21 protein-coding genes and 1 tRNA gene are annotated in these 21,725 nt (G+C 48.9%); 14 read left to right on the plus strand and 8 right to left on the minus strand.

Going from position 1 to position 21,725, the window contains the following annotated elements; translation table 11 throughout:
* Nucleotides 1–20 precede the first annotated feature (20 nt).
* Both ndk and IQE94_RS12170 read right to left on the minus strand, forming a co-directional pair.
* Complete coding sequence (gene ndk, locus IQE94_RS12165) at nucleotides 21–470, minus strand: nucleoside-diphosphate kinase (RefSeq protein WP_212718730.1); 450 nt, start codon at nucleotides 468–470, stop codon at nucleotides 21–23.
* A 79-nt stretch (nucleotides 471–549) separates the two neighbouring features.
* Complete coding sequence (locus tag IQE94_RS12170) at nucleotides 550–726, minus strand: hypothetical protein (RefSeq protein WP_212718738.1); 177 nt, start codon at nucleotides 724–726, stop codon at nucleotides 550–552.
* Between IQE94_RS12170 and IQE94_RS12175 the strand changes: the two genes are divergently transcribed.
* Nucleotides 694–766: transfer RNA gene (locus IQE94_RS12175), tRNA-Ala, on the plus strand. The two genes, IQE94_RS12170 and IQE94_RS12175, sit on opposite strands and share 33 nt — an antisense overlap.
* A gap of 273 nt (nucleotides 767–1,039) precedes the next feature.
* Here IQE94_RS12175 and IQE94_RS12180 read toward each other — a convergent pair.
* Nucleotides 1,040–2,074 (minus strand): aromatic ring-hydroxylating dioxygenase subunit alpha, encoded by a 1,035-nt coding sequence (locus IQE94_RS12180; protein ID WP_223342034.1) that lies wholly within the window; start codon nucleotides 2,072–2,074, stop codon nucleotides 1,040–1,042.
* Between the two features lie 79 nt (nucleotides 2,075–2,153).
* On the opposite strand from IQE94_RS12180, the gene mtnA reads away from it, so the two are divergent.
* Complete coding sequence (mtnA, locus tag IQE94_RS12185) at nucleotides 2,154–3,209, plus strand: S-methyl-5-thioribose-1-phosphate isomerase (protein WP_223342035.1); 1,056 nt, start codon at nucleotides 2,154–2,156, stop codon at nucleotides 3,207–3,209.
* 87 nt (nucleotides 3,210–3,296) lie between these two features.
* Here mtnA and IQE94_RS12190 read toward each other — a convergent pair whose 3' ends face one another.
* Entirely contained in the window at nucleotides 3,297–3,974 is a 678-nt protein-coding gene (locus tag IQE94_RS12190; RefSeq protein ID WP_212718741.1) for a 1-acyl-sn-glycerol-3-phosphate acyltransferase, read from the minus strand.
* Nucleotides 3,975–4,266: 292 nt separating this feature from the next.
* Between IQE94_RS12190 and IQE94_RS12195 the strand changes: the two genes are divergently transcribed.
* The 5 genes from IQE94_RS12195 (at nucleotide 4,267) to IQE94_RS12215 (ending at nucleotide 11,112) form a co-directional block, all read left to right on the plus strand.
* Nucleotides 4,267–6,279 (plus strand): M48 family metallopeptidase, encoded by a 2,013-nt coding sequence (locus IQE94_RS12195; RefSeq protein WP_223342036.1) that lies wholly within the window; start codon nucleotides 4,267–4,269, stop codon nucleotides 6,277–6,279.
* A 91-nt stretch (nucleotides 6,280–6,370) separates the two neighbouring features.
* Nucleotides 6,371–7,819 carry a collagen-like protein gene (locus IQE94_RS12200; protein ID WP_223342037.1) on the plus strand — a complete coding sequence of 483 codons (1,449 nt, stop codon included), beginning with the start codon at nucleotides 6,371–6,373 and terminating at the stop codon, nucleotides 7,817–7,819.
* Between the two features lie 426 nt (nucleotides 7,820–8,245).
* Complete coding sequence (locus IQE94_RS12205) at nucleotides 8,246–9,562, plus strand: hypothetical protein (RefSeq protein ID WP_223342038.1); 1,317 nt, start codon at nucleotides 8,246–8,248, stop codon at nucleotides 9,560–9,562.
* Nucleotides 9,540–10,067, plus strand: coding sequence for a hypothetical protein (locus tag IQE94_RS12210; RefSeq protein ID WP_223342039.1), 528 nt, complete (start codon nucleotides 9,540–9,542; stop codon nucleotides 10,065–10,067). Before IQE94_RS12205 ends, IQE94_RS12210 begins: the two co-directional genes overlap by 23 nt.
* A 28-nt stretch (nucleotides 10,068–10,095) precedes the next feature.
* Nucleotides 10,096–11,112 carry a glycoside hydrolase family 10 protein gene (locus tag IQE94_RS12215; RefSeq protein ID WP_212718749.1) on the plus strand — a complete coding sequence of 339 codons (1,017 nt, stop codon included), beginning with the start codon at nucleotides 10,096–10,098 and terminating at the stop codon, nucleotides 11,110–11,112.
* A 99-nt stretch (nucleotides 11,113–11,211) separates the two neighbouring features.
* On the opposite strand, the gene IQE94_RS12220 is transcribed toward IQE94_RS12215, so the two are convergent.
* A complete protein-coding gene (locus IQE94_RS12220) occupies nucleotides 11,212–11,691 on the minus strand; it encodes a TspO/MBR family protein (RefSeq protein WP_212718756.1) in 480 nt (159 codons plus the stop codon).
* Nucleotides 11,692–11,812: 121 nt separating this feature from the next.
* Here IQE94_RS12220 and kaiC point away from each other — a divergent pair, with 121 nt between their 5' ends.
* From kaiC to IQE94_RS12255, 7 genes are all read left to right on the plus strand, one after another.
* Complete coding sequence (gene kaiC, locus IQE94_RS12225) at nucleotides 11,813–13,330, plus strand: circadian clock protein KaiC (protein ID WP_212718762.1); 1,518 nt, start codon at nucleotides 11,813–11,815, stop codon at nucleotides 13,328–13,330.
* A gap of 38 nt (nucleotides 13,331–13,368) precedes the next feature.
* Nucleotides 13,369–13,545, plus strand: a complete 177-nt coding sequence (locus IQE94_RS12230) for a PCP reductase family protein (RefSeq protein ID WP_223342040.1) — start codon at nucleotides 13,369–13,371, stop codon at nucleotides 13,543–13,545.
* Nucleotides 13,546–13,593: 48 nt separating this feature from the next.
* Nucleotides 13,594–14,589: a glycosyltransferase family 2 protein gene (locus IQE94_RS12235; RefSeq protein WP_223342041.1), complete on the plus strand. Its 996-nt coding sequence runs from the start codon at nucleotides 13,594–13,596 to the stop codon at nucleotides 14,587–14,589.
* Nucleotides 14,590–14,680: 91 nt separating this feature from the next.
* Entirely contained in the window at nucleotides 14,681–16,297 is a 1,617-nt protein-coding gene (locus tag IQE94_RS12240) for an alpha/beta hydrolase (RefSeq protein ID WP_212718769.1), read from the plus strand.
* A 93-nt stretch (nucleotides 16,298–16,390) separates the two neighbouring features.
* A complete protein-coding gene (gene gpmI, locus IQE94_RS12245) occupies nucleotides 16,391–17,989 on the plus strand; it encodes a 2,3-bisphosphoglycerate-independent phosphoglycerate mutase (protein WP_190596915.1) in 1,599 nt (532 codons plus the stop codon).
* Between the two features lie 63 nt (nucleotides 17,990–18,052).
* On the plus strand, nucleotides 18,053–18,286 hold the full coding sequence (gene secG, locus IQE94_RS12250; protein WP_010873234.1) for a preprotein translocase subunit SecG: 234 nt from the start codon (nucleotides 18,053–18,055) through the stop codon (nucleotides 18,284–18,286).
* Between the two features lie 126 nt (nucleotides 18,287–18,412).
* Complete coding sequence (locus IQE94_RS12255) at nucleotides 18,413–19,198, plus strand: matrixin family metalloprotease (protein WP_223342042.1); 786 nt, start codon at nucleotides 18,413–18,415, stop codon at nucleotides 19,196–19,198.
* 160 nt (nucleotides 19,199–19,358) lie between these two features.
* Here IQE94_RS12255 and IQE94_RS12260 read toward each other — a convergent pair whose 3' ends face one another.
* The 3 genes from IQE94_RS12260 to IQE94_RS12270 all read right to left on the minus strand — a co-directional run bounded on the left by IQE94_RS12260 (nucleotide 19,359) and on the right by IQE94_RS12270 (nucleotide 21,609).
* A complete protein-coding gene (locus IQE94_RS12260) occupies nucleotides 19,359–20,669 on the minus strand; it encodes a dihydrolipoamide acetyltransferase family protein (RefSeq protein WP_223342043.1) in 1,311 nt (436 codons plus the stop codon).
* A gap of 359 nt (nucleotides 20,670–21,028) precedes the next feature.
* Complete coding sequence (locus IQE94_RS12265; RefSeq protein ID WP_194019399.1) at nucleotides 21,029–21,310, minus strand: HigA family addiction module antitoxin; 282 nt, start codon at nucleotides 21,308–21,310, stop codon at nucleotides 21,029–21,031.
* A 5-nt stretch (nucleotides 21,311–21,315) separates the two neighbouring features.
* Nucleotides 21,316–21,609, minus strand: coding sequence for a type II toxin-antitoxin system RelE/ParE family toxin (locus IQE94_RS12270; RefSeq protein WP_223342044.1), 294 nt, complete (start codon nucleotides 21,607–21,609; stop codon nucleotides 21,316–21,318).
* Nucleotides 21,610–21,725 lie beyond the last annotated feature (116 nt).

Here is a 21,725-nt window from a genome sequence, read left to right on the forward strand (position 1 = left end):
CAAAAAGCTACGGGAATAATCTACTCATACAGCCAAGGGTTAAGGGTGGCATGCCATTCATTCACTTCTTCTTCCTTGAACCAGAGGGCAATTTCCCGTTGAGCAGTTTCAATGGCATCGGAACCATGGATAATGTTGCGGCCCACAGAGACTCCGTAATCTCCCCGGATAGTGCCAGGGGCGGCGGCGTGGGGATCCGTAGCGCCAATCATTTGCCGGGAAGTGGAAACCACAGAGTCACCTTCCCACACCATGGCCACCACAGGGGAAGAACAAATAAATTTCACTAAACCAGAAAAGAATGGTTTATCGTTGAGAGCTTCGTAATGTTTTTCTGCTAACTCCTGGGAAACAGTCATCACCTTCATGGCGACTAATTTGAAGCCTTTTTTCTCGAAACGGCCGACAATTTCCCCAATTAATTGCCGTTGTACCCCGTCGGGCTTGATCATGATAAATGTGCGTTCCATGGCAACCTCCTTTTGCTTTTTCTGTTAAAAAAACTTAACAATCACCCTGTATTTTACATGGTTTGGGCATCTGGATTATCTATGGTGACCAGTCCCAATCGGGAGGGCAAAAATGGCTCTGGCGATCGCCGTTGACCCTGACTGGGGAGAGGGGCGCAATAATAATCTTGGCAAAAAGCTTGACAATGGGCACCACTTTCAGCACAATGGAATACTGTGACTCGGGGCTATAGCTCAGTTGGTAGAGCACTTGCATGGCATGCAAGGGGTCAGCGGTTCGAGCCCGCTTAGCTCCATAAGGTTTTATATTCGTTCTTGTTTGTTGGGGTTCAGGGAATTTTCCCTAATTAGGCCAATTCTGCCAATACCCCATAGTTTCGGTTGTCCTCAAGAGACGCCCGTGCAGAAAATTATTAATGCCATCTTCTAGGGGAAATGCAAAAGATGTCAGTGGGAAATGCTGCTCCATGATTTTCTGCCCAACAAATGGTGGGAGCACTTCAATCAAAATTTAAATATTGTTTTAAATATAGTTAAATTAAAAGGGAAAATTTTATTAAAATGGCAAGCTATCCAGTTTTTCTTTGCCTTGACCAAGCTGAAGGCTCTAGATTGTTCACATAACTAATATAGTGGGCTAATGGTTTATCAACACTCAATAAAATATTTGGCTTAAAGTGAATGTTGTCATAAATCAAACCGTCTTCATGGCGCAGAAAATAGTAAGCTAATTTTGTACAGAGTAAGAGAAAGTGACTGACCAAATAACCCATAATGCCGGGACGTTTTGCAGTGACGTAAATGGGTTGAATTTTGATTTTACTCAACTCGGAATTGACACCATCAGCCTGTAAACTGGGCAGAGGCGTGTAAGCATAGATCATGTGTAGAGGAGGAAAAAAACGAACATTTTTCATAATGGTCAACAAACCGATGCAACCATTGTCATAACGCATGGAATATTCATAGTTTTCTCCCAAAAAATAGTGCATTAAGCTCTCCCTTAAGGTGGTATTTGGCACATCACCTTTCATAGTGAAATCAATCTGGGTTCCTGATTCATTTTGCCGCAAGGATAAATCCATTTTGATATCAAGATGATGGACTGTCTTCAGATGTTGGGCATCAATGCCATTCATCATGCAAATATGGTGGTGACACTTTCTTTCAAAGGCTTTATCTGCTTGGGTGATCAATTTTTTGCCCTGGAGTTCGTCAAATTCTGGTAAATCATTGGGGGCAATTTCTTCTGGAAAAACCCAAATAAAACCATATTTTTCGGCGGTGGCATAGGATGCTAACTTTGCTTTGGAGGGAATTGTTGGCTGGCAGGGAATATGACGACATTTGCCCGTTTCATCAAAAGCCCAACGATGAAAGTTACAGCGAATCCAGTTGCCTTCAACCCGTCCTAAACCTAGGTCTGTGCCAAGATGGGGACAGTAAGCGTGTAAAGCCCTTGTCTTTCCGTCTTCGCCCCGAAATACGACAATTTTTTGCCCACAAAGGGTTATGGATTTAGCTTGGCCCCGCCCCAATGTCTGACTAGGACAAATAATATACCAACCCTTGGCAACAATTTGCCAATTATTAAAGATGTCCATGGTTGAGCAAGATGAGAAGCTAAGATTGGCAAGGGAAACAATTTTCTATTTATCGCTCTGCTAAGAAGTTACTTTCAACATGACCCAATCTACTAATTTTGCCGATGTTTATCCAGTACAGTGGCGAGATGATCAAGTAATTTTGATTGACCAGACCTGTTTACCTTTGGAATACAAGGAAGTGGCGATCGCCGATTATGAGGCCATGGGCCATGCCATCAAATCTATGGTAGTGCGGGGGGCACCGGCCATTGGGGTAGCGGCGGCATATGGTATGTATTTGGGCGCTAGGAGAATTCAGACGACGGAATTAAGGGAATTTGTGGCGCAGTTGGAATTTGTGGCGGACCAGTTACGCCAAACCCGGCCCACAGCGGTAAATTTATTCTGGGCCATTGATCAAATGTTGAATGTGGCTTACCACAGTGGCGAAAATGTGGAGCAGGTCAAGGCCGATCTCCTCTCCCGGGCTCAGCAAATTCAACTCGATGACCTCCGTACTTGTCAGGCGATCGGGGCGGCAGGACTCGAGGTGCTACCAAGGGAACCCCAGCAGTTAACCATTCTCACCCATTGCAATGCTGGCGCTTTGGCCACCGCTGGTTACGGTACGGCGATCGGTGTTATCAGGGCCGCCTGGTCTGCGGGTCGATTAGCCAGGGTCTATGCCGATGAAACTAGACCTAGATTGCAGGGAGCGAAGTTAACAGTGTGGGAATGTGTGCAAGCGGGCATCCCCGTCACCCTCATCACCGATAATATGGCCGCCCATTGCATGCAACAACAACGCATTGACGCCGTAGTGGTAGGAGCTGATCGCATTGCCAGAAATGGTGACACGGCTAATAAAATTGGCACCTATGGTTTAGCCGTGTTGGCCAAAATGCATGCCATTCCTTTTTTCGTTGCCGCCCCATTATCCACTGTGGATTTTGCCTTGGATGATGGCAGTCAAATTCCCATCGAAGAACGGGACCCGGTGGAAATTTACCAACCAGGATCGACCCGCATTACCCCAGAGGGAGCGGAATTTTATAACCCCGCTTTTGATGTCACCCCCGCCACTTTAATCACCGCTATCATTACGGAACAGGGCTCCATTGCGCCAGAACAGTTGGCAGATCTACAAGCTTAATTTGGTAGTCTATTTCCCCATAAAAGTAACTTTTTCCACATTTTTGGCAATAGTTTTCCACAGAAAATCCCCCTCTGGATACCGTTACTAATTCCTCCCTAAATCCAGCATTTGGTGAATTTGTGCTTGGCAAGCTTTAGTCACAGCTTCCAATTCCGGTTTCTTATTCTTTACCGGCGGGGCGATCGCCTTCCCGATGCGAATGGTTAAGGGGACAGGATGGGGCCAGGGGGAACCAGACTGGAAAATTTGTTCTACCCCCCCCAAGCTAACTGGAATAATGGGTACTTGGGCCTTGCCCGCAATCATGGCGGCCCCCAATTTCGGTTGGTGAATGCGACCATCCTCTGTTCTGGTTCCCTCCAGAAATACCCCCACTAACCAACCATCCCCCAGGGCTGTCAAGGCGGCCCGCAACGCCCCTCGATCGCCACTGCCCCGTTTCACCGGATAAGCTCCATAGAGGCGAATGGCTGGGCCCAGCAGGGGCACATTAAATAATTCTTCCTTGGCCATAAAAGCCACCGGTCGGGCCATGGCACAGGACAAAAATGGTGGGTCAAAGTAACTAGCATGGTTGCTCACCACTAAAGCTGGGCCCTGGGTTGGCACCAATTCCTGGCCATACACCCGAGCCTGGAACAATCCATGGAGCAATGGCCGCACCACTCCCCACTTTAAACCCCGGTAGAGAGCTAAATTGAGTGAAGTTTCCCTCGGACGGGAGGCACTCAAACCACCACTATGATTAATCTCGGAATCCACTGAGCTTTCCCGGAAAATATTTGCCTCCACACTTTATCAAAACCATGGCCGGGAAATCTCCCCATCAACGGCTAGACTCTCTGTCTGTGCCAATAATGGGACAACCTGGGCAATAAAAACTATCGGCGGGGAACTGGACTAACGGGATATCCCCACCGCAAATCGCACAGATAATGGCAAGGAAAATTAAGCAAAACGCTCTTCCATAGCTCATATTGGGGGTGGGAGAATGGAATTTTTGCCTCCATACTGGTTCCGGCTCCTCTGTTCTCGTTTCCCCGCTTTTGCTTCCATGAATGCCCATGAAATTGCTGTGACCCTGCAAAAGGGACTTAAGGCCCTCCAAAATCAAGAATATCAGTCGGCGATTAAAGCTTTAGAAATGGTCTGTCGCCGGGTACCCAATCAGGAATCCCCCGAATTTCTCAAAGCTCAGATGGCTTTGGTGCGGGCCTACCGAGCATTGGGAAGATTTGATCAGTCTCGGGAACTATGTGAATACTTGACCCGGAATCCCAACCCAGAGGTAGAAAATTGGGCCAAGACAATGATGCTCATGCTCTTGAAACAGGAAAATGCTGATGAGGGAGCAGGGGAACAGGATGATGTGTTGTCCACTGATTTGAAAGCCGGTCGGGCGGAAAATAATCGTGTTAAGGTGGCCCTGCCTAGGGTGGCGGACAGTTTGCCTTTTATTTTTGGTGTGGGCCTGTTGATTCCCCTCTTAACCACTTCTGTACTGTTTACACCGCTGGCATGGTGGTTAGCCCAGGGACAGTGGCAAAAATTGCTGGCCATCAGTCTGGGGCTGGGGATTGTGGTTAATTTCCTCGCTTTGTTTTACAGCGTCCCCATGATTGACCTAATCAACCGGCGCATTTATGGCACTGAATGGGTCAACCTCGGCGCAGTGCAAAAATATAGCCCCGAAGCCGGGGAACTAATGTTGCGGGTGGCCCGAGCCAAGACTTTTCCCATTCCGAAGTTGGGGATTATTCCCGATAATCGTCCGGTTATGTTTGCCTATGGTGTGCGACAACAAAATAGTCGTATTGTGCTCAGTCAGGGGATTTTTCGCTATCTAAGCGCCGAAGAAATTGCCACCCTCCTGGGCCATGAGCTGGCCCACATTGTCCGTCAGGATTGTGTCTTATTGACCTGTATGAGTGGCTGGGGACAAATATTCTATTGGTTATATTGTGAGCTACAAATGCTTCGGAGTTCCTGGTCGGCGATCGCCAAGATATTGATCACCCCGTTGGTCTGGATTTGCTTAGTCCTGTTTCGCATTAACCAGAGCGCTAATCGTTACTTCGCCCGCACAAGGGAATATTACGCTGACCATTTTTCCGTCAACTACACCGGTAATCCCAATGCCTTGATCCGGGCCCTGGTGAAAATGACCAGGGCTTTGGTAAAGCAGGAGAGACAGGCGGAGAAACAAGCTTTGTTTCTAGAGGGAATGCGCAACTTTGCCAACTATGATGTTTACACAGCGGCAGCCTGTGAGCGGGGGGAAAGATTTGATCCGAAGATGGTAGGTAATTTACTCCTCTGGGACTGGGGCAGTCCTTGGCGGGGCATCATTACTTGGTGTAGCTCCCATCCCCTTTTGGGCAAGCGGCTCCAGGTGTTGAGCCATTATGCCGAACAGTTAGACCTGGACACGGAATATAACCTTGTAATCAGCCGTCGGCAAATCTCCCTCGAAGAAGCAAAAAAAAGAACTTTATTCTTTTACCTTGAGGTATTTATTTGGCTGTTGCCCCTCTGGTTTGCCCTGGGCTTAGGCTGGTGGATTCAGCAGGAAGATAGTGTTTTTGACCTATCTTTCCGTCAAGCCATACTGGTGGGACTAGGAGCGGGGATTCTGCTCCGTACCGCTTGGCAAAGTTTGGGGCCTAGAAAAGTAGCGGCCCCCACTGTATTGAGCGTGCTTAGCGACGCTAATTTGAGTCCTATCTGGGGCACTCAGGTTAATTGGCAGGGCAAACTCCGCTTGGTGCAAGCCAGTGTTTGGAGGGCACCCAAATTATATTTTCACGACCGCACCGGGGTAATTCCTGTGCGTTATCCCTTTTGGACCAGACTATTACCCCCCTTTCGTTCTCCTCAGGCCCGATTAGAGGCGATCGCCTTGGGAGCAGTGAAAGTCAGCGGTATGGTGGTGCGGGGTTTATCCCCCCAGTTGCAGTTTGCCACCATCACCAATGAGGAAGACCAAATGTTAATTGGCTATCCCCTTTTCCTCGCTTGGACAGGGGGATTGTTATTGGTCTTATTGGGGGTTTTGGTCCCGGGGTAACCCCAGATTGCCAAACCTCAGATGGTTTAGGGCGGAACCAACTCCCAACTTCCCCCAGTCAAGGGAATTAGTTTGGTTTCCGTTTAAACCTGTGCCACAATTTCCCATGGGTTTTTGCATTGCAAGGAGAATTAATTTGCGTTTTGCCTCCATTTTGGCCCTGGCTATTCCCCTTAATCTAGTTGCCACTAGCCTGACCGCCACCCCTTTAACCAATGGAGAATGCCTACTTCTAGCCCAAGCCAGCCAACGGAGAAATGTCGGTTCCGTCGGTGCACCGGGAGCTAGGGGCGTAGAGGGCCAGGATGGTGCCGACACTGATAACCTCACGGTTTTTAGTGATGGTTCTCCCATGACCCTTAATCTGGCCGGTAGGGATGGGGCCCCAGGTACTCCGGGCGCAGAAGGATCTCCGGCCAATTGTCCTGCTTTAGACACCAGTCAACGGCAAGATGTGCAAATGGCCAATGGCAGTGACGGTGGGGATGGAGGTAATGGGGGGAACGGTGGCAACGGCGGTTCTATCACCATTTACACCCGCAATCTCAACAGCCTCAACCAAATTTTTGTTGGGGCCGCCGGTGGTAAAGGGGGCCCTCCTGGTCTGGGGGGAACTGGGGGGCAGGCCTGTCAATGTAGCCAGCCCTATTGGACTGTGGAAAATTGTTCTGGACGTCCAGGGGACAGTGGTTACCGTTGTTCCACGGAAGAATTTCGTTGTTTTAATGGCCTAAATGGCCGGGATGGGCGATCGGGCATTGCTGGGCAGGACGGTTTAACTGGGCGGTTGACGGTGTTGAATCTAGACCGGCCCTTAGAAGAGGATCGACCCGGAACCACGGTGAGTTTAGACGTGTTAAAAAATCAGGGCTTTAATCTATCTAAAAATATTTGGGAAACCCGAACAGGGGCGGCCCAGTTATTGGCTCCAGGCTCCGTCATTGCCGACGAATATTTAATCCTATTAGACCGCCTAGAAAGGTCTTTTTTGGTGGTGTGGAATGCGCCCCAACCCTTTGAGCGTTTTGCTAACACCAATGTTAGTTTAACCCTAACGGGCGATAATCAAATTGCTCCGGAGTTACCGGGTAATCTCTGGCTAGAAGGGACCACCCAGCAGAGAAATAATGTCACAGAATTTGTGGTTTACAATGCCATGTGGGAAGGGGATGCCACTAGTTTAGGACGTTTAACCTTATCCGGTAGTGGCAGTAATTTACAGCTTTCTCTGGTAGATGAAGCCAATCAATCTAATTTAATGGCTACTAAGTTTAGGCTTAGGTATCGGGTGACCAATGAAGATCCTAGGTTTCGCCCCCCTTCCACCTATACTCTGCGCTATGAAGGTGAAATTGAAGATAGATTGGTCACAGTTAATGGTAATCAATTCACCATTGACATTGGTCAACTGCCAATTCCCCCTAAGGATTTAGAATCCGGCACAGGGGTAGAAATTGAGCTAGTAGCCGAAAGAACTTTTTCTGGTAATACTGCTGAACAGAAGCTGACTATTCGAGATTTAATTAGGAGTAGAAATTAAGAGAGTCTCACTAATTTCATCGACTGAAAATTGACTTAGAGCCTGTTTGTAAAGTCTGATTTCTCCCCCTAAATCTCCTCACTAAAGCTCCGGCAATCCTGGGGGACTCTGCCTGTATTTCCCCGTAAATTTGCGGGGTCGGGGGGGCTTTTCAAACACGTTCTTAGACCCAAGTTTCTTTGGTAAAGGCAATTTTCACCAAAGCGATATAACAAAACAACAAGGCGGTTCATGGTTGAGTTTAAATTTCTAGAGAGCTTTGCCAGGGGGTTTCCCTTTTTTTCCATGTGGACATCGAACTAATTAGGGCAAAAAGGGGACTGACATGGAAAATGTGACAGTTTTATATTTGCTCCATCGTCATTGAAATCACCGCGCCTTTTGAATCCTCCGAGATTTTATTAGTAATCTGCTGCAAGCTGAAATATGACCATCAATAGCAATGCTATCCTGATTTCTGACTTAGACCGTCAACAGGTGCGGGATTTAATCCAATGGCTAAAGACCAACCGTCCAGACCTGTGGGAACAGGCCCAGAAGCCAAATATTTCGACCGTTGCCGCCCCCCAAACCCGTTGGAATGTGGTTAAACATTGGGCCAAAGACCATCTTTTGGTTAATTCTGAGTCACTCCACGGTTCCTACCATGTTACCCATGATTTGGAACGCTCCGCCCGCAACACGGCCAACATGATGAGCATCAGCAATTGGATTGATGCGGTGGGAAATGGGCCCCTATTCTTTTTTGCTTTTAAGTCTTTGACTTTTGTACCGGCTTTGGGAATAACTTTGTTGCTATCGGGTCTGACCCTGTTGGCGGGCAATGCTTTATCCAGTGCGGTGGCCCAGGGGCGTCCTGGTCGCTGGTGGTGGGCCAGTTCCGCTCTGGTGGGCCTAATTGCGATCAACACACTACAAACTGTGGCAACGGGCATCGGAGTGGAAGTGATTAATAACGCTTCTGAGTTGGCCCAAATGGCGGCGGGTCAGGCCCTAGAAAAAGTTGTTCAGGCCAAGGAAGAAAATCTTCAGGTTCTACAAAATAGTACACCGGTAGATATTCAAAAATGTGAGCAGGAACGGCAGGCTCTGGACGCTATGCCCCGCAACACGGCGATCGCCGAAAAGTTATTTCAATCCCGCTATGTGCGGCTCTATGGCACCTTTGCCAGCCAATCTGAAGCGATTAATGTTCCTTTTGAAAAATTGCCCCTTTGTGTGAAGGCTAATCGGTTGGAGGCTGACCATCGGCAAAAACTAGACCAATTACAGGGAAAAGTCCAACAATTTAAGTTAGATCGCCAATTATTGGGCAATGATGTGGCTTTTTTAAAGCAGGTGGCACCAAACCAGTACCAAAAAACTTTTATTGAAAAACATCCCTTTTTCCTCTGGGGTGGTGATCCCATGGTGGAGGTGCGCTCCGGAATGGAATTGGTTACCTTGGCTACGGAAAGTTTCCTTGATAAACTCGCCAGCAGAGAGTGGCAACAACTGGGTTTAAATGGGTTTTTAGTTGGTTTGTCTGCTATTACTAGCTTTGCTTCCATTGTGATGGGGGTTAGCTTTGCTTTGTCCAGTGATACCCAAAAGTCCTACGACGATAGCCATCGGGAAAAGGTAAACCGTTTTTTTCAACAGGCCCGCATGACCCTGTCCACTATCCACGATGAACAACAGCAACAATTATTAAATTCGGAGCAATCCCTGGAGGTGGCCGATGAGCTTGGTCGAGATAACTGATTTTGATGAGGCCTTAGCCCTATTGGGTTTGTACGAGCAGGAGGTAATGAAAACCGGCGTTTTGGACTATCCTGCCCAGTGGCCTGAATTTTTGTCCTCCCCTGCTGACCCTCCCCCTGAAATACCTGAACCAATTGAGGAAAAAGTTGAACCTAGGGAGGAAATTCCCACGGAGGCGATCGCCAAATCTCCCCCGGCAGCCAAATCCTTACCTCCCTTGCCCCCTAGCGTTAGCGTGGACAATGTGGACAATCTGACCGTAATTGTCAATGAAGTCCCCGAAATCCCCCCTCAACCCGATGATGCGCCCGAAATGCTTCCCCCGGCCCCGGAACCGGCGGCAATGCTAGAGATGCCAGAGCTGACCTACGATGCCCGCAGGGAGGCATTGCTAGAGGAACAGGAAAAGGAACGGCGGCTATTTTATTTATTCGTGCAGGAATTGGAAGGTACAGGGGATTTACGCAAGTTACCCACGGTTTTACACTCCCCTTCTCGTTCTTAATTCACCTCCTCCAATGGCGATCGCCTAGATGAAAAAACTACTCAAATTTGCCAAGTGGCCGGCTCTGTTAGTGGGCATTATCCTCCTGTTGGGTGCTTGCCACCGGGCTCCGTCCCGTAATGCGAATTCCCCCAAACACATGCGGGGGGTCTGGCTTACCGATGTAGGCACCATGGCATTAACCTACACCACCCTATTGGATGAAACCCTGCACCATATCAGTAAATCAGGCTATGACCGGGTTTATTTCAGTGTTTATAGTTTGCGGGGCCAACTTTATGCCACCAAACAACGGGGAGAACTAATTCCCAAACTGCCATTGATTAACCCCATAGCGGCCATGGCCAGGGAATCCCGCCGCCAGGGGCTCAAACCCTATGCTTGGTTTGAATACGGCTTAATGTTGCCCCAATCCGATCCCGTTGCTAAAAATAATCCAGATTGGCTATTGACCATGGCCAACGGTGAGCAGGTAATTGAAAATCATGGCATTTCCATGGTCTGGTTAGACCCCGCCCACCCCGGAGTGCAAGCTTACATCCTCGGCCACATGGATGACATTCTCCAAGAGCAATCCCTTGCCGGCATCCAACTAGATGACCATTGGGCTGTGCCCCGGCAATTTGGCGATCGCCAGGGTGATTTAACCGCTCTCACCGCGAAAGTTTACGAACACATCAAAGCGAAAAATCCCGCCCTGCAACTGAGTCTTTCCCCTAATCCCTACCAATTTTCCCGCAACGAGTACAACCAAGATTGGCTCGGTTGGGTTAAACAAGGCATTATTGACGAAGTGGTGGTGCAGGTTTACCGCTCTACTCCAGCGGAAGTACAACAAACCGTTGCCAATTCTGGCATTCATACCGCTTCCCGTTACGTACCTGTGGGCATTGGTCTTTACACCGGGATCAAAGCCCAACCCTTTAATTTGCAACCCATCCAAAACCAAATCCAAGCGGTGGAAGAGCAAAATCTAGGTCATTCTCTTTTTGTCTGGGAATTTTTGGTATTGAGAGCGATTAACGCCCACCTCAATGTTCTATGAAAATTGTGAAAAACTTCCCTGGGGAAAGGGGCCATAGCTGATGTTAGACTCCACCCTTTTTCCCAAGCTTTCTGTCCTCAATTTTTTACCCCTTACTTCCTAAATTTCCCCTGGGTTGAGGGGAATCATGGCCCAGGTAACATAGGTGCCAATGGGACTCCAAAGTAAAAAAGGTACCAAAAAACCAAAAGCAGTGCTGGAAACTTGGCTAACGGCGATCGCCAGAGCCAGACCGACAAAGAAGCCCGTAGCACCGATAATACTGCCCACCCTTAAACTGCGGAGCTTGCACATCATGGGGGTATAGGCCATGACGGTCAATTCCAGCAAAAGATAACCCAACATCAATCCCCAGCGGTGTCTGGGGTCCACCGTTGCATTCCAGGCTAGGGTAGCGGAGATGGCTCCAGCAATGAAAATGGCAATCCAGATGAAGGGGATGGCCCACTCGAAGGTTAACCAAGGGGGGCGACGTAGGCGATTGAACCAGCGCAAATCCCTGGGGGATAAACGGTTACACACAAAGGCTAGGGCAAAAGCGATCAACCCAATCCACAGCCAAGCTGGAATCATAAACACTGTCCATTAACTTGTGCAAATTCTATCATTGCCCCTTGGCTGAGAGCGGTGGTATCGGTGGCATTGTTAACACTGGTATAATTCCCGTTGGTTCCGAATACGAATAGGTGGCGGTGAACGGATGTTAGAGCAAGAGACAGATGGCATTGAGAAGTTGGAAACAGGTATTCCAGGCTTTGATTTTCTGTCCGATGGTGGTCTCCCCCTTGGCCGCGCCACCCTAATTGCCGGGACAGCGGGGAGTTCCAAAACTATTTTTGCTTGCCAATTTTTGGTGGAAGGCATACACCGTGGGGAAAACGGTGTTTTTGTCACCTTCGAGGAACCCCCTAAAGCCCTACGGAAAAATATGCGGGGTTTTGGTTGGGACATTCAGCAATGGGAAAACGAAGGTAAATGGGTTTTTGTCGATGCTTCCCCCCAACCAGGCGATCGCCCCATCGTCAGTGGTGAGTACGACTTGGGGGCCTTGATTGCCCGCATTGAACACGCTGTCCGTAAATATAAAGCCAGCCGCATTTCCCTCGACTCGTTAGGGGCAATTTTTAGCCATCTCAGCGACAGTGCCCAGGTACGGAGTGACCTATTCCGCCTAGCTTCTGCCCTACGGGAGTTGGAAGTCACCGCCATTATGACCGCAGAACGGGTGGAGGAATACGGTGAAATTAGTCGCTATGGGGTGGAAGAGTTTGTGGCCGATAACGTGGTCATTGTTCGTAACGTTCTGGCCGATGAAAAACGCCGTCGCACCATTGAAATTCTCAAATACCGTGGCACCGACCACCAAAAGGGAGAATTTCCCTTCACCATCATCAATAAAAAGGGCATTGTTATCATTCCCCTGTCGGCAATCGAGCTGGAGCAAAAGTCTTCTGATATCCGCATCACCTCCGGCAGTGAAGAATTAGACCGCATGTGTGGCAGTGGTTTCTTCCGGGATTCCATTATTCTCGTTTCCGGCGCCACGGGCACAGGTAAAACCCTGATGGTGACTGAGTTTATGGACGGTGGGGTGGCTAATGGGGAACGTTGCTTAGTCTTTGCCTTTGAAGAAAGTCGCGAACAGTTAATTCGCAACGCCACTGGCTGGGGGGTAGATTTCAAACAAATGGAAAAGGAAGACAAACTAAAAGTGGTTTGTCGTTATCCAGAAACCACCAATTTGGAAAATCATCTGATCATGATGAAGGATATTATTCAAGAATTTAAGCCTAATCGGGTGGCGGTAGACAGTCTTTCCGCCCTGGAACGGGTTTCTACCCTGAAAAGTTTTCGTGAATTTATCATCGGCTTAACTTCCTTTATTAAACAGCAAGAAATTGGTGGTTTATTCACTTCCACTACCCCCAATTTATTAGGGGGAGCTTCCATTACCGATGCCCATATTTCCACCATTACCGATTCGATTATTCTTTTGCGTTACGTGGAAATGTATGGCGAAATGCGTCGAGGAATTACAGTGCTAAAAATGCGGGGTTCTATGCACGATAAAGATATCCGCGAATTTTCCATCGACCATAAGGGCATGCACATTGGCAAACCATTTCGCAATGTCACCGGTATTCTGGCCGGTACCCCCATGTATACTGCCCAGAGTGAGGTGGAAAGATTGAGCGGTTTATTCGATGAGAAAATATAGTTAATTCTCCCCCTTGCAAACCCGGAGGCAATCAATCCATGCAGTGGCAAGAATCCTTACCCTGGACTCCCGAAGCCCGGCAAAAGTTGAAGAATATTCCCTATTTTGCTCGGGTGCAGGCCCGTAAGCGGATCGAGCAGTTGGCCCGGCAGGCCGACCTAGATGAGGTCACCGTGGATTTGGTAGAACAAGCCCGTCTGGAGTTTGGCCAATGATTTGGTCTAACTTTTGGGGCTAAACCCACAGGTAAATCCTCTTTCACCATGGTTACAAATTCATCAGACCGGTCTGACATCAGGGTTGATAATGGCGATCACCAGGGGCCAATGTATTCTTTGATTGTGCCAATTTATAACGAAGAAGATAATATTCCTGTGTTATATGGTCGATTGAAGACCGTCATGGATCAATTGGGCAGTACGGAAATAGTACTGATTGACGATGGCAGTGGCGATCGTTCCCTAGAGATAATCCGGGCTTTGCATGGCCAGGATAAACGGGTCTGCTACCTGAGCTTTGCCCGTAACTTTGGTCATCAAGTGGCGGTGACGGCGGGGTTAAACTTTGCCCGGGGCCAGGCGGTGATTATTCTCGATGCAGATTTGCAAGATCCCCCCGAATTGGTGCCCCAATTGGTGGAACGGTGGCGAGAAGGCTACAGCGTGGTCTATGCCCAACGGGTCAAACGTCGCCAGGAAAGCTGGTTTAAGCGACTAACCGCCTATGGATTCTACCGGCTGTTGCAAAGGTTAGCAGACGTAAAAATTCCGGCCGACACAGGAGACTTTTGCCTAATAGACCGCCAAGTGGTGGATTTGCTCAACGCCATGCCGGAGAGAAATCGTTATATTCGGGGATTGAGGGCCTGGGTTGGCTTTCCCCAAACCGGGGTTAAATTTGAACGGGATCCCCGCCATGCAGGGGAAGTAAAATATACTTTTCGCAAATCCCTTCGTTTAGCTATCAATAGCCTGGTGTCCTTTTCTATTGTGCCCCTGCGTTTGGCCACCTACCTAGGACTTTTAGCCGCTCTTTTGGCCATGGCTATGATGGTATTAGTTTTATACTGGCGGCTGTTCCAAACCAATTCCCCTTTAGATGGATTTGCCACAGTAATCATTGCCAATCTGTTTTTTGGTGCGGTTCAGCTAATTTGCATTGGCATTTTAGGGGAATACATTGGTCGAATTTACGATGAAGTAAAAGGGCGGCCCCTATACACCTTGGCAGAGGTGGCCGGCTTTGAACAACTTCTTTAAAAAACAGTTTTGGATAACCTCAAAAAATATCCTCCCCAACTGATCTATCACTTTATTGCCAGATTAATTAACAATTTATTTTTCTGATGCCATGATTAACTTCAAACGCTTTTTAGGAATTGCCCTTACCTCCAGTTTTTTGATCCTAGCTGCACCAAGGGCAATCAGGGGGGCAGAAACCATTACCTTTTCGATTATGCCCCTGGGACAATTTGATATTTCTGTGCAAAGCCTGACAACTTTTGCCGAAACTGGCACCATCGACCCGGATTTCAAATTTTATACCCAACATCTCAAACCGGAAGAACTAGAAAAATTTCGTGGTTTATTAAACCATTCTTTTAAGCTCAATTCCATAGAAGCTTTTCGGTTTTTTAATACAACTTTTGGCAAGGAAATTGCCCAACAATTGAGCTATATTATTGCCGCCCCAACCAATGAAAGTCAACCCTTTTTAGAAGGGGCAATTATTACGGCGGCCCAAAATCCAGACGGTTTTAAAATTATTGATGTTATTAATGCCTATGGCGGCTCAGACTTGGTTTTAAACCTAGATACCTTTAAAAATACCATTGACCAAGCGGATAATTTGTACCAAGCCACTGATCGCATCTTTACCTGGTTGGGCAAACAGGACAGTCCCTCTCCCCCCGTGCCCCCAAACCTAAAACCCTTAGCCTTGGCTGAGCCTGGAACACAACAGTGGAAAACCAGTAATCTCACCATCTCCCGTCCCGACGGTCAACCAGTCAAAGTTTTTGTTTATCTACCCCAGGGCAACACTAAGCCTGCTCCCTTGGTGGTGATTGCCCCTGGCTTAAATTCTAATTTTCAGGCCTTTACTTACATTGCCGATCATTTGGCTTCCTATGGCTTTGCGATCGCCGGCATTGATTTTCCCGAAAGTGATGCAGCTCGGATGCAGGATTCCCTCCAGGGCTTAGATGCGTTTCCCAATCCCAACGCCTGGCTAGAACAACCCAAGGATGTCACCTTAGTGCTGGATACCCTGGCCCAAAAAGCGGCCACAGACCCCGCTTGGCAAGGCAAATTTGACATTAACAATGTGGGGATTTTGGGCCACTCCCTCGGTGGCTACACGGCGATCGCCAGTGGAGGAGCCAGTTTGGAATGGCCCGCATTGCTCCAAGAATGCGAAAAGTTAAACCAGCCCAACCAAATCAACCTCAACCCCGCCCTACTCTGGCAATGTCAGGGGGTAGATAGTGCCCCACCCCTCTCCGACCTCCAGGATAAACGGATTAAAGCTGTGCTGGCCATTAACCCCGTCACCAACCCCATTTTTGGCCCCGATGGCATGAAAAACCTGGCCGTACCCACCCTGATTGTGGCCGGTAGTGATGATATTTTTGCTCCACCAGTGCCGGAACAAATCATTCCCTTTTCCCTGATTGAGGACACGGATAAATATCTGCTCTTAGTGCAAAATGCAACCCATTTATCCTTCATTGCAGGCACTGACAATCTGCCGGAAAAAATTGTTGGCCCTGGCCAGGATTTAGCCTATACCTACCTAAAAAGTTTAGGATTAGCTTTCTTTGATCTTTATCTCCAGCAAAATAGTGATTCGGCAATGTATTTGACGGATGAAGCAGTGCAAAGAATGAGTCAAGCTCCCCTGCCCTTACAACTAGTACAAAGCCTAACGCCGGCCCAACTTGAGCAGGCCATGGATATTAACAACTAATGCTTGGCCTAGGGCGGTAGTTGCCCCGGATGTTTTTGATGGTATTATCAATGGCATCTTTTGCAGACTTTTAACTGTAGTGAGGCAATAACCATGGCAGAGGCACCGATCGCCCCGGTGGTTCTGGTCATCCTAGATGGCTGGGGCTATCGCCCAGATACCCGCGCAAATGCAATTGCCCAGGCTAACACCCCCATTATGGATAGTCTGATCACGGCTTACCCCAATACCCTGGTGAATACCTCCGGGAAAGATGTGGGTTTGCCCAAAGGTCAAATGGGTAACTCCGAAGTTGGTCACCTCAATTTAGGCGCTGGGCGGGTGGTGCCCCAGGAGTTGGTACGTATTAGTGACGCCATTGAAGACGGTAGTTTTTTTGAGAATGAAGCCTTGGTGAAAGTCTGCCAACGGGTGCGCGATCGCCGTGGCAAATTGCATTTAATCGGTCTTTGTTCCGACGGGGGAGTTCACTCCCACATTGACCATCTTTTAGGGCTAATTGACTTGACTAAACTCCAAGGCATTAGTCAACTTTGCATCCACGCCATTACCGATGGCCGGGATACCCCCACCAATGAAGGGGCCCATTTTGTCCAACAAATCCAAGCCCATCTCGACAAAATTGGTTTGGGGCGTATTGTCAGTGTCAGTGGCCGCTATTACGCCCTCGACCGCGACCGCCGTTGGGACCGGGTGGAAAAGGCCTATCGAGTCATGACAGAGGATGGGGTAGGGGATGGCCGTAGTGCTGCCCAGGTGGTGAAAGATTATTACGCCAACGACATTACCGATGAATTTATTCCCCCCACTAGAGTAGGCACCGGGGCGATCGCCTCTGGGGACGGGGTCATCTTCTACAACTTTCGTCCCGACCGGGCTAGACAACTTTGCTACGCTTTGGTTAACCCCAGCTTTGATGGTTTTCCCAGGGAAAGGATTCAGCCCCTAGATTTTGTCACCTTCACCCAGTACGATCCTGCCCTGCCAGTGGTTGTGGCCTTTGAGCCGCAAAATCTGAATAACATTTTGGGAGAGATTGTTGCCCGCCACGGAATGAAGCAGTTCCGCACGGCAGAAACGGAAAAATATCCCCATGTCACCTACTTTTTCAATGGCGGTTTGGAACAACCCTTTGCCGGGGAAGACCGGGAGCTAATTCAAAGCCCCATGGTATCCACCTACGACAAAGCGCCCCAAATGTCTGCCAAAGCCGTTACCGATACGGTTTGTCGAGCCATGGAAAAAGGCATTTACTCCCTGGTGGTGGTCAACTATGCCAATCCCGATATGGTGGGGCACACCGGTAAACTCAAAGAAGCGATTCAGGCGATCGAAACCGTCGACCTCAATGTGGGACGCCTCCTGGCCAGTGCCGCTAAAATGGGGGGCACCGTGTTAATCACCGCCGACCATGGCAATGCGGAATATATGAGCGATGAGTCGGGTAATCCCTGGACCGCCCACACCACCAACCCAGTGCCGTTTATTTTGGTGGAAGGGGAAGGACGCAAAATTCCTGGCCATGGTGGCGAAGTCAAGCTGCGGGAAGGGGGGAAGCTGGCGGACATTGCCCCCACGATTTTGGATATTTTGCAGTTGCCTGTTCCAGCAGAAATGACCGGTAAAACCCTAATTGATCAGCCCTTGGTGGAAATTAAGACCAATCGCACTCCGGTTAACCTCTCCCGTTAGGTAGGGTGGTTAAACGCGCTAAAATGGGAAGCCTGCACGATCGCCGAGGGGCGCTAGATTGTTATGACTTTAATTACTGTTCTAAGAATTATTTGGATGGCTTCCGCCGCCCTGTTGACCGTACTGGTGTTGCTCCACAGCCCTAAAGGGGATGGCATTGCTGGCATTGGTGGCCAAGCCCAATTGTTTACCAGTGCCAAAAGTGCAGAAAAAACCCTCAACCAAGTGACCTGGACCCTGAGCATTATTTTCATTGGGCTGACCATCATTTTGAGTGCTGGCTGGCTAGCCAATTAAGTTAGGGGATATGGGGGACGATTTGACTCTTCTCGATCGCCAAAACTTCTTTGATCTGGCCAGGCTTTGGGCGATGCTGCCTCCGGCGTTGGCGGTTGAGGGGTTTGCTCCACGGGGGTAAGAATTTTGAAAGAACGCATAAAACCCTGGGCACGGTTCCTGGCCCTATTGTTGTTGGCTTTACTACTGGTTAAGCTACCGGCGATCGCCAGCAATGGGGACAAGCCGACTTTACCAGCACTCCAAGTTCATCCCCTCCCCCCTGAATTGGTAGATTTGGGCATTAGCCTGGAGAATCGCAGTCTCCCTGGGGATGATGGCAGTGACTATTTTGCCCAAGTGCAATCTTCCCCCCTCGGGCATCTAGTCTGGTCTAGATTTCCTGTCACTGTAGCGGTGGATTATCCCCCCGCATTAACCCCCGGCAGTGCTGCCCAGAAACGTTACTACACCTGGCAACAGGCCATTAAAACGGCGATCGCCGACTGGCAGAGTTTTTTCCCCCTCACCATAGTTGAAAACACCACCGAGGCTGACATTGCCATTTTTTACCGAGAGCCGCCCCTGGCCCGTACAGTGGACCCGGAAACGGGCTTGGTTAGTTTTGGTCGAGCCCGCACCGCCCAGGCTAGCTATGAATTTTATTGGACTGACATATCTCCACCCCAACTGCGTCACCGCATGGCGATTGCCATCAAACCAGGCCTAGCCCCCCTTTCCCTCCAAGGTACCGCCCGCCACGAATTAGGTCACGCCCTGGGCATTTGGGGGCACAGTGACCGCGAAGAAGATGCTTTATACCCAGCCCAGACTGCCAATGTACCGGCGATTTCCCCTAGGGATCTAAGAACCCTATACCGGATTTATAAACAGCCGACCCGTCTGGGTTGGCCAGCACCGGTTACTGATTAGAAAACTTGAAAAAATTTTGATTCTTTTGTGAACTCGTTTGCCCAGTGCCATCTTGGACTTCAAACTTCCCCAGTAGCTGGCAAATGCGCCAAAAGACAGTCCCCCAAAACTGAACGAGTTGGGGGACTTCTCCAGCCAAACTGACCTAGTTGGCAAAGGATTACATAGTCAAAGACTGAGCATTCTCTTCAATAATGGCGGCCAAATCCTTGAGGAAGGCGGCGGCGTGGGCCCCATAGATGACCCGATGGTCACAGGTGACGTTAACTCCCATTTGCCGTTTGGTACCAATTAAACCTTCATCATTGGCCACCACCTGGGGGCGGGAAGCGCCCACGGCCAAAATTCCCCCCTGTCCCGGTGGCAGAATGGCGTCAAACCGGTCTACCCCAAACATACCAAGGTTAGAAATGGTGAAAGTACCACTGCTGTATTCTTCGGGTTGTAACTGCTTGGCCCGGGCCCGGTCCACCAATTCTTTCCAACGGCGGGAGAGGGAATAGATATCCACTTGGTCTGCGTTTTGCAACACCGGGGTAATTAAACCGCCATCCGGCATGGCCACCGCCAGGGCAATATTTATATCTTTATGGTAAGTAATACCTTGGTTTGTGTAGCTGGCATTGACAATGGGATGTTTTTTCAAAGCCAGGGCCACTGCTTTGGCCAACAGGGCGGTCATGGTCACCCCTTTGCCCTTGATTTGCTTATAAAGTTGGTCCAACCCATCGGTGGTAATGGTGTAGCCCACCCGGAACGTGGGAGCGGCCATGGCGGCCACCATATTTTGCACCAAAGCTTTTTGGAAAGTGGTCAGAGGCACTGTCTGACCGACGGGAACACTGGGGATAGTGGGGGTAGAGGTTGCCGCTGGAGCAGGGGCGGGAGATGCTTTCGGGGCAGGGACACTGGGGGAAGCGATGGGAGCACTGACGGGTTTACCGGCGGCACCTTCAATATCGGCGGCCACAATTCTGCCGTGGGGACCGGTGCCAGCCACGGTGGCCAGATCAACTTTTAATTCTTTGGCTAGTTTTTTTGCCCGGGGGGAAGCAACAATCCTGCCACTACCCTTGCCATTGCCATGGCCATTACTGCTGGGGGTAGGGGCTGTTTCTGTGGTAGTTGCAGTGGCGATCGCCGCTGGTTCCGGTTGTTGGGGGGCTGGAGCAGGGGGCGCACTGGAGGAACCACCAGAGCCTGCTTTAGCTTGGGCTTCGGCAATTTCTGCTTCCGTTTCCGCCACTAACCCTAGGGTTGCTCCCACGGGGGCTTCTTCCCCTGCGGGGACTAGAATAGCGGCCAGGTAACCTTCATTAAAGGACTCCACGTCCATATCGGCCTTGTCCGATTCCACCACCAAGACAGTTTCGCCTTTTTCCACTTTGTCGCCGGGGGACTTAGTCCAGGAAACAATTTTCCCCTCGGTCATGGTGGAACTCAGGGCCGGCATGAAAATGTCGTAGATCATGGTGGTTGTATCTCTTAAATCTCTTGGGGGATCCCTTGGTATGCAGGGAGTTAAAACCTGGGCAGACGGTTTAAATTCTATCAAATCATTGCACGAGAAAACCCTGACTAAAGCTCCGGTGTCATTTGGGACGGGGGTGGGTTGATCGCCTTAATTGCCTTTGAGGTGGTCAGGTGGTTATAGCAAAAAACCAAACTTAATGCTTTACCTAGCATCAGACCCCTGAGAGATTGAGGGCGATCGCCGTTCTTGAATATTTCACGCTGTGGCTAATGTAGCCTAATACAACTAAAGTACTGCAGTCAATCAAGAATAAATATTTCTGGCTCAGACTATCGCATCCTCCAACAACAAATTCTTCAAACTTTTATTGCTTGTTTGGTTTCTTGTGGTTTGTTTAAGGCTAAGTCATAATTAGTCTGTAAGTTCATCCAAAACTGTGGTGTAGTATCAAAAGCTTGAGCTAATAACCAGGCTATTTTGGGGGTAATTTCATTTTTTTCTTGAATAATTTCATTGATTTGTTTTACTGAAATATTCAAATAAGTGGCTAGGGTTTCTTGAGTGATGTTCATGGGTTCAAGAAATTCTTCTAAGAGAATGATTCCGGGATGGGTGGGGAGGCGATTGGTTGGGAGCATATTATTTAATCGTGATAATCAATAATTTGGACTTGACTGACATTACCATTTTGCCATTGAAAAATGATTCGCCATTGGTTGTTAATCCGAATACTATAAAATCCTTTTAAGTTTCCCTTGAGTGCTTCTAAACGATTGCCGGGGGGACTATTTAGTTCTTCCAACTTCTCAACAGCGTTTAAAATATCCAATTTATTCAAGGCTTTTTGTGTAATCTCAGATGGGATTCTTCTTGAATTTCGGCTATTGATACCGTTGAATAGGTCAGCAGTTGCTTGGTTGCCAAAGGACGTAATCAATTTTTGCTTTGAAGTTAGTTAACCGTGTGCATTTGACGTAAATATTATACACTTTGCGTTATAGGGCGCTGCCCTATCGCTAACACATTCCACTGGGCTGATTATTTCTAGTCACA

It is taken from the genome of Synechocystis sp. PCC 7339, from assembly GCF_019924095.1.
GTDB lineage: Bacteria > Cyanobacteriota > Cyanobacteriia > Cyanobacteriales > Microcystaceae > Synechocystis.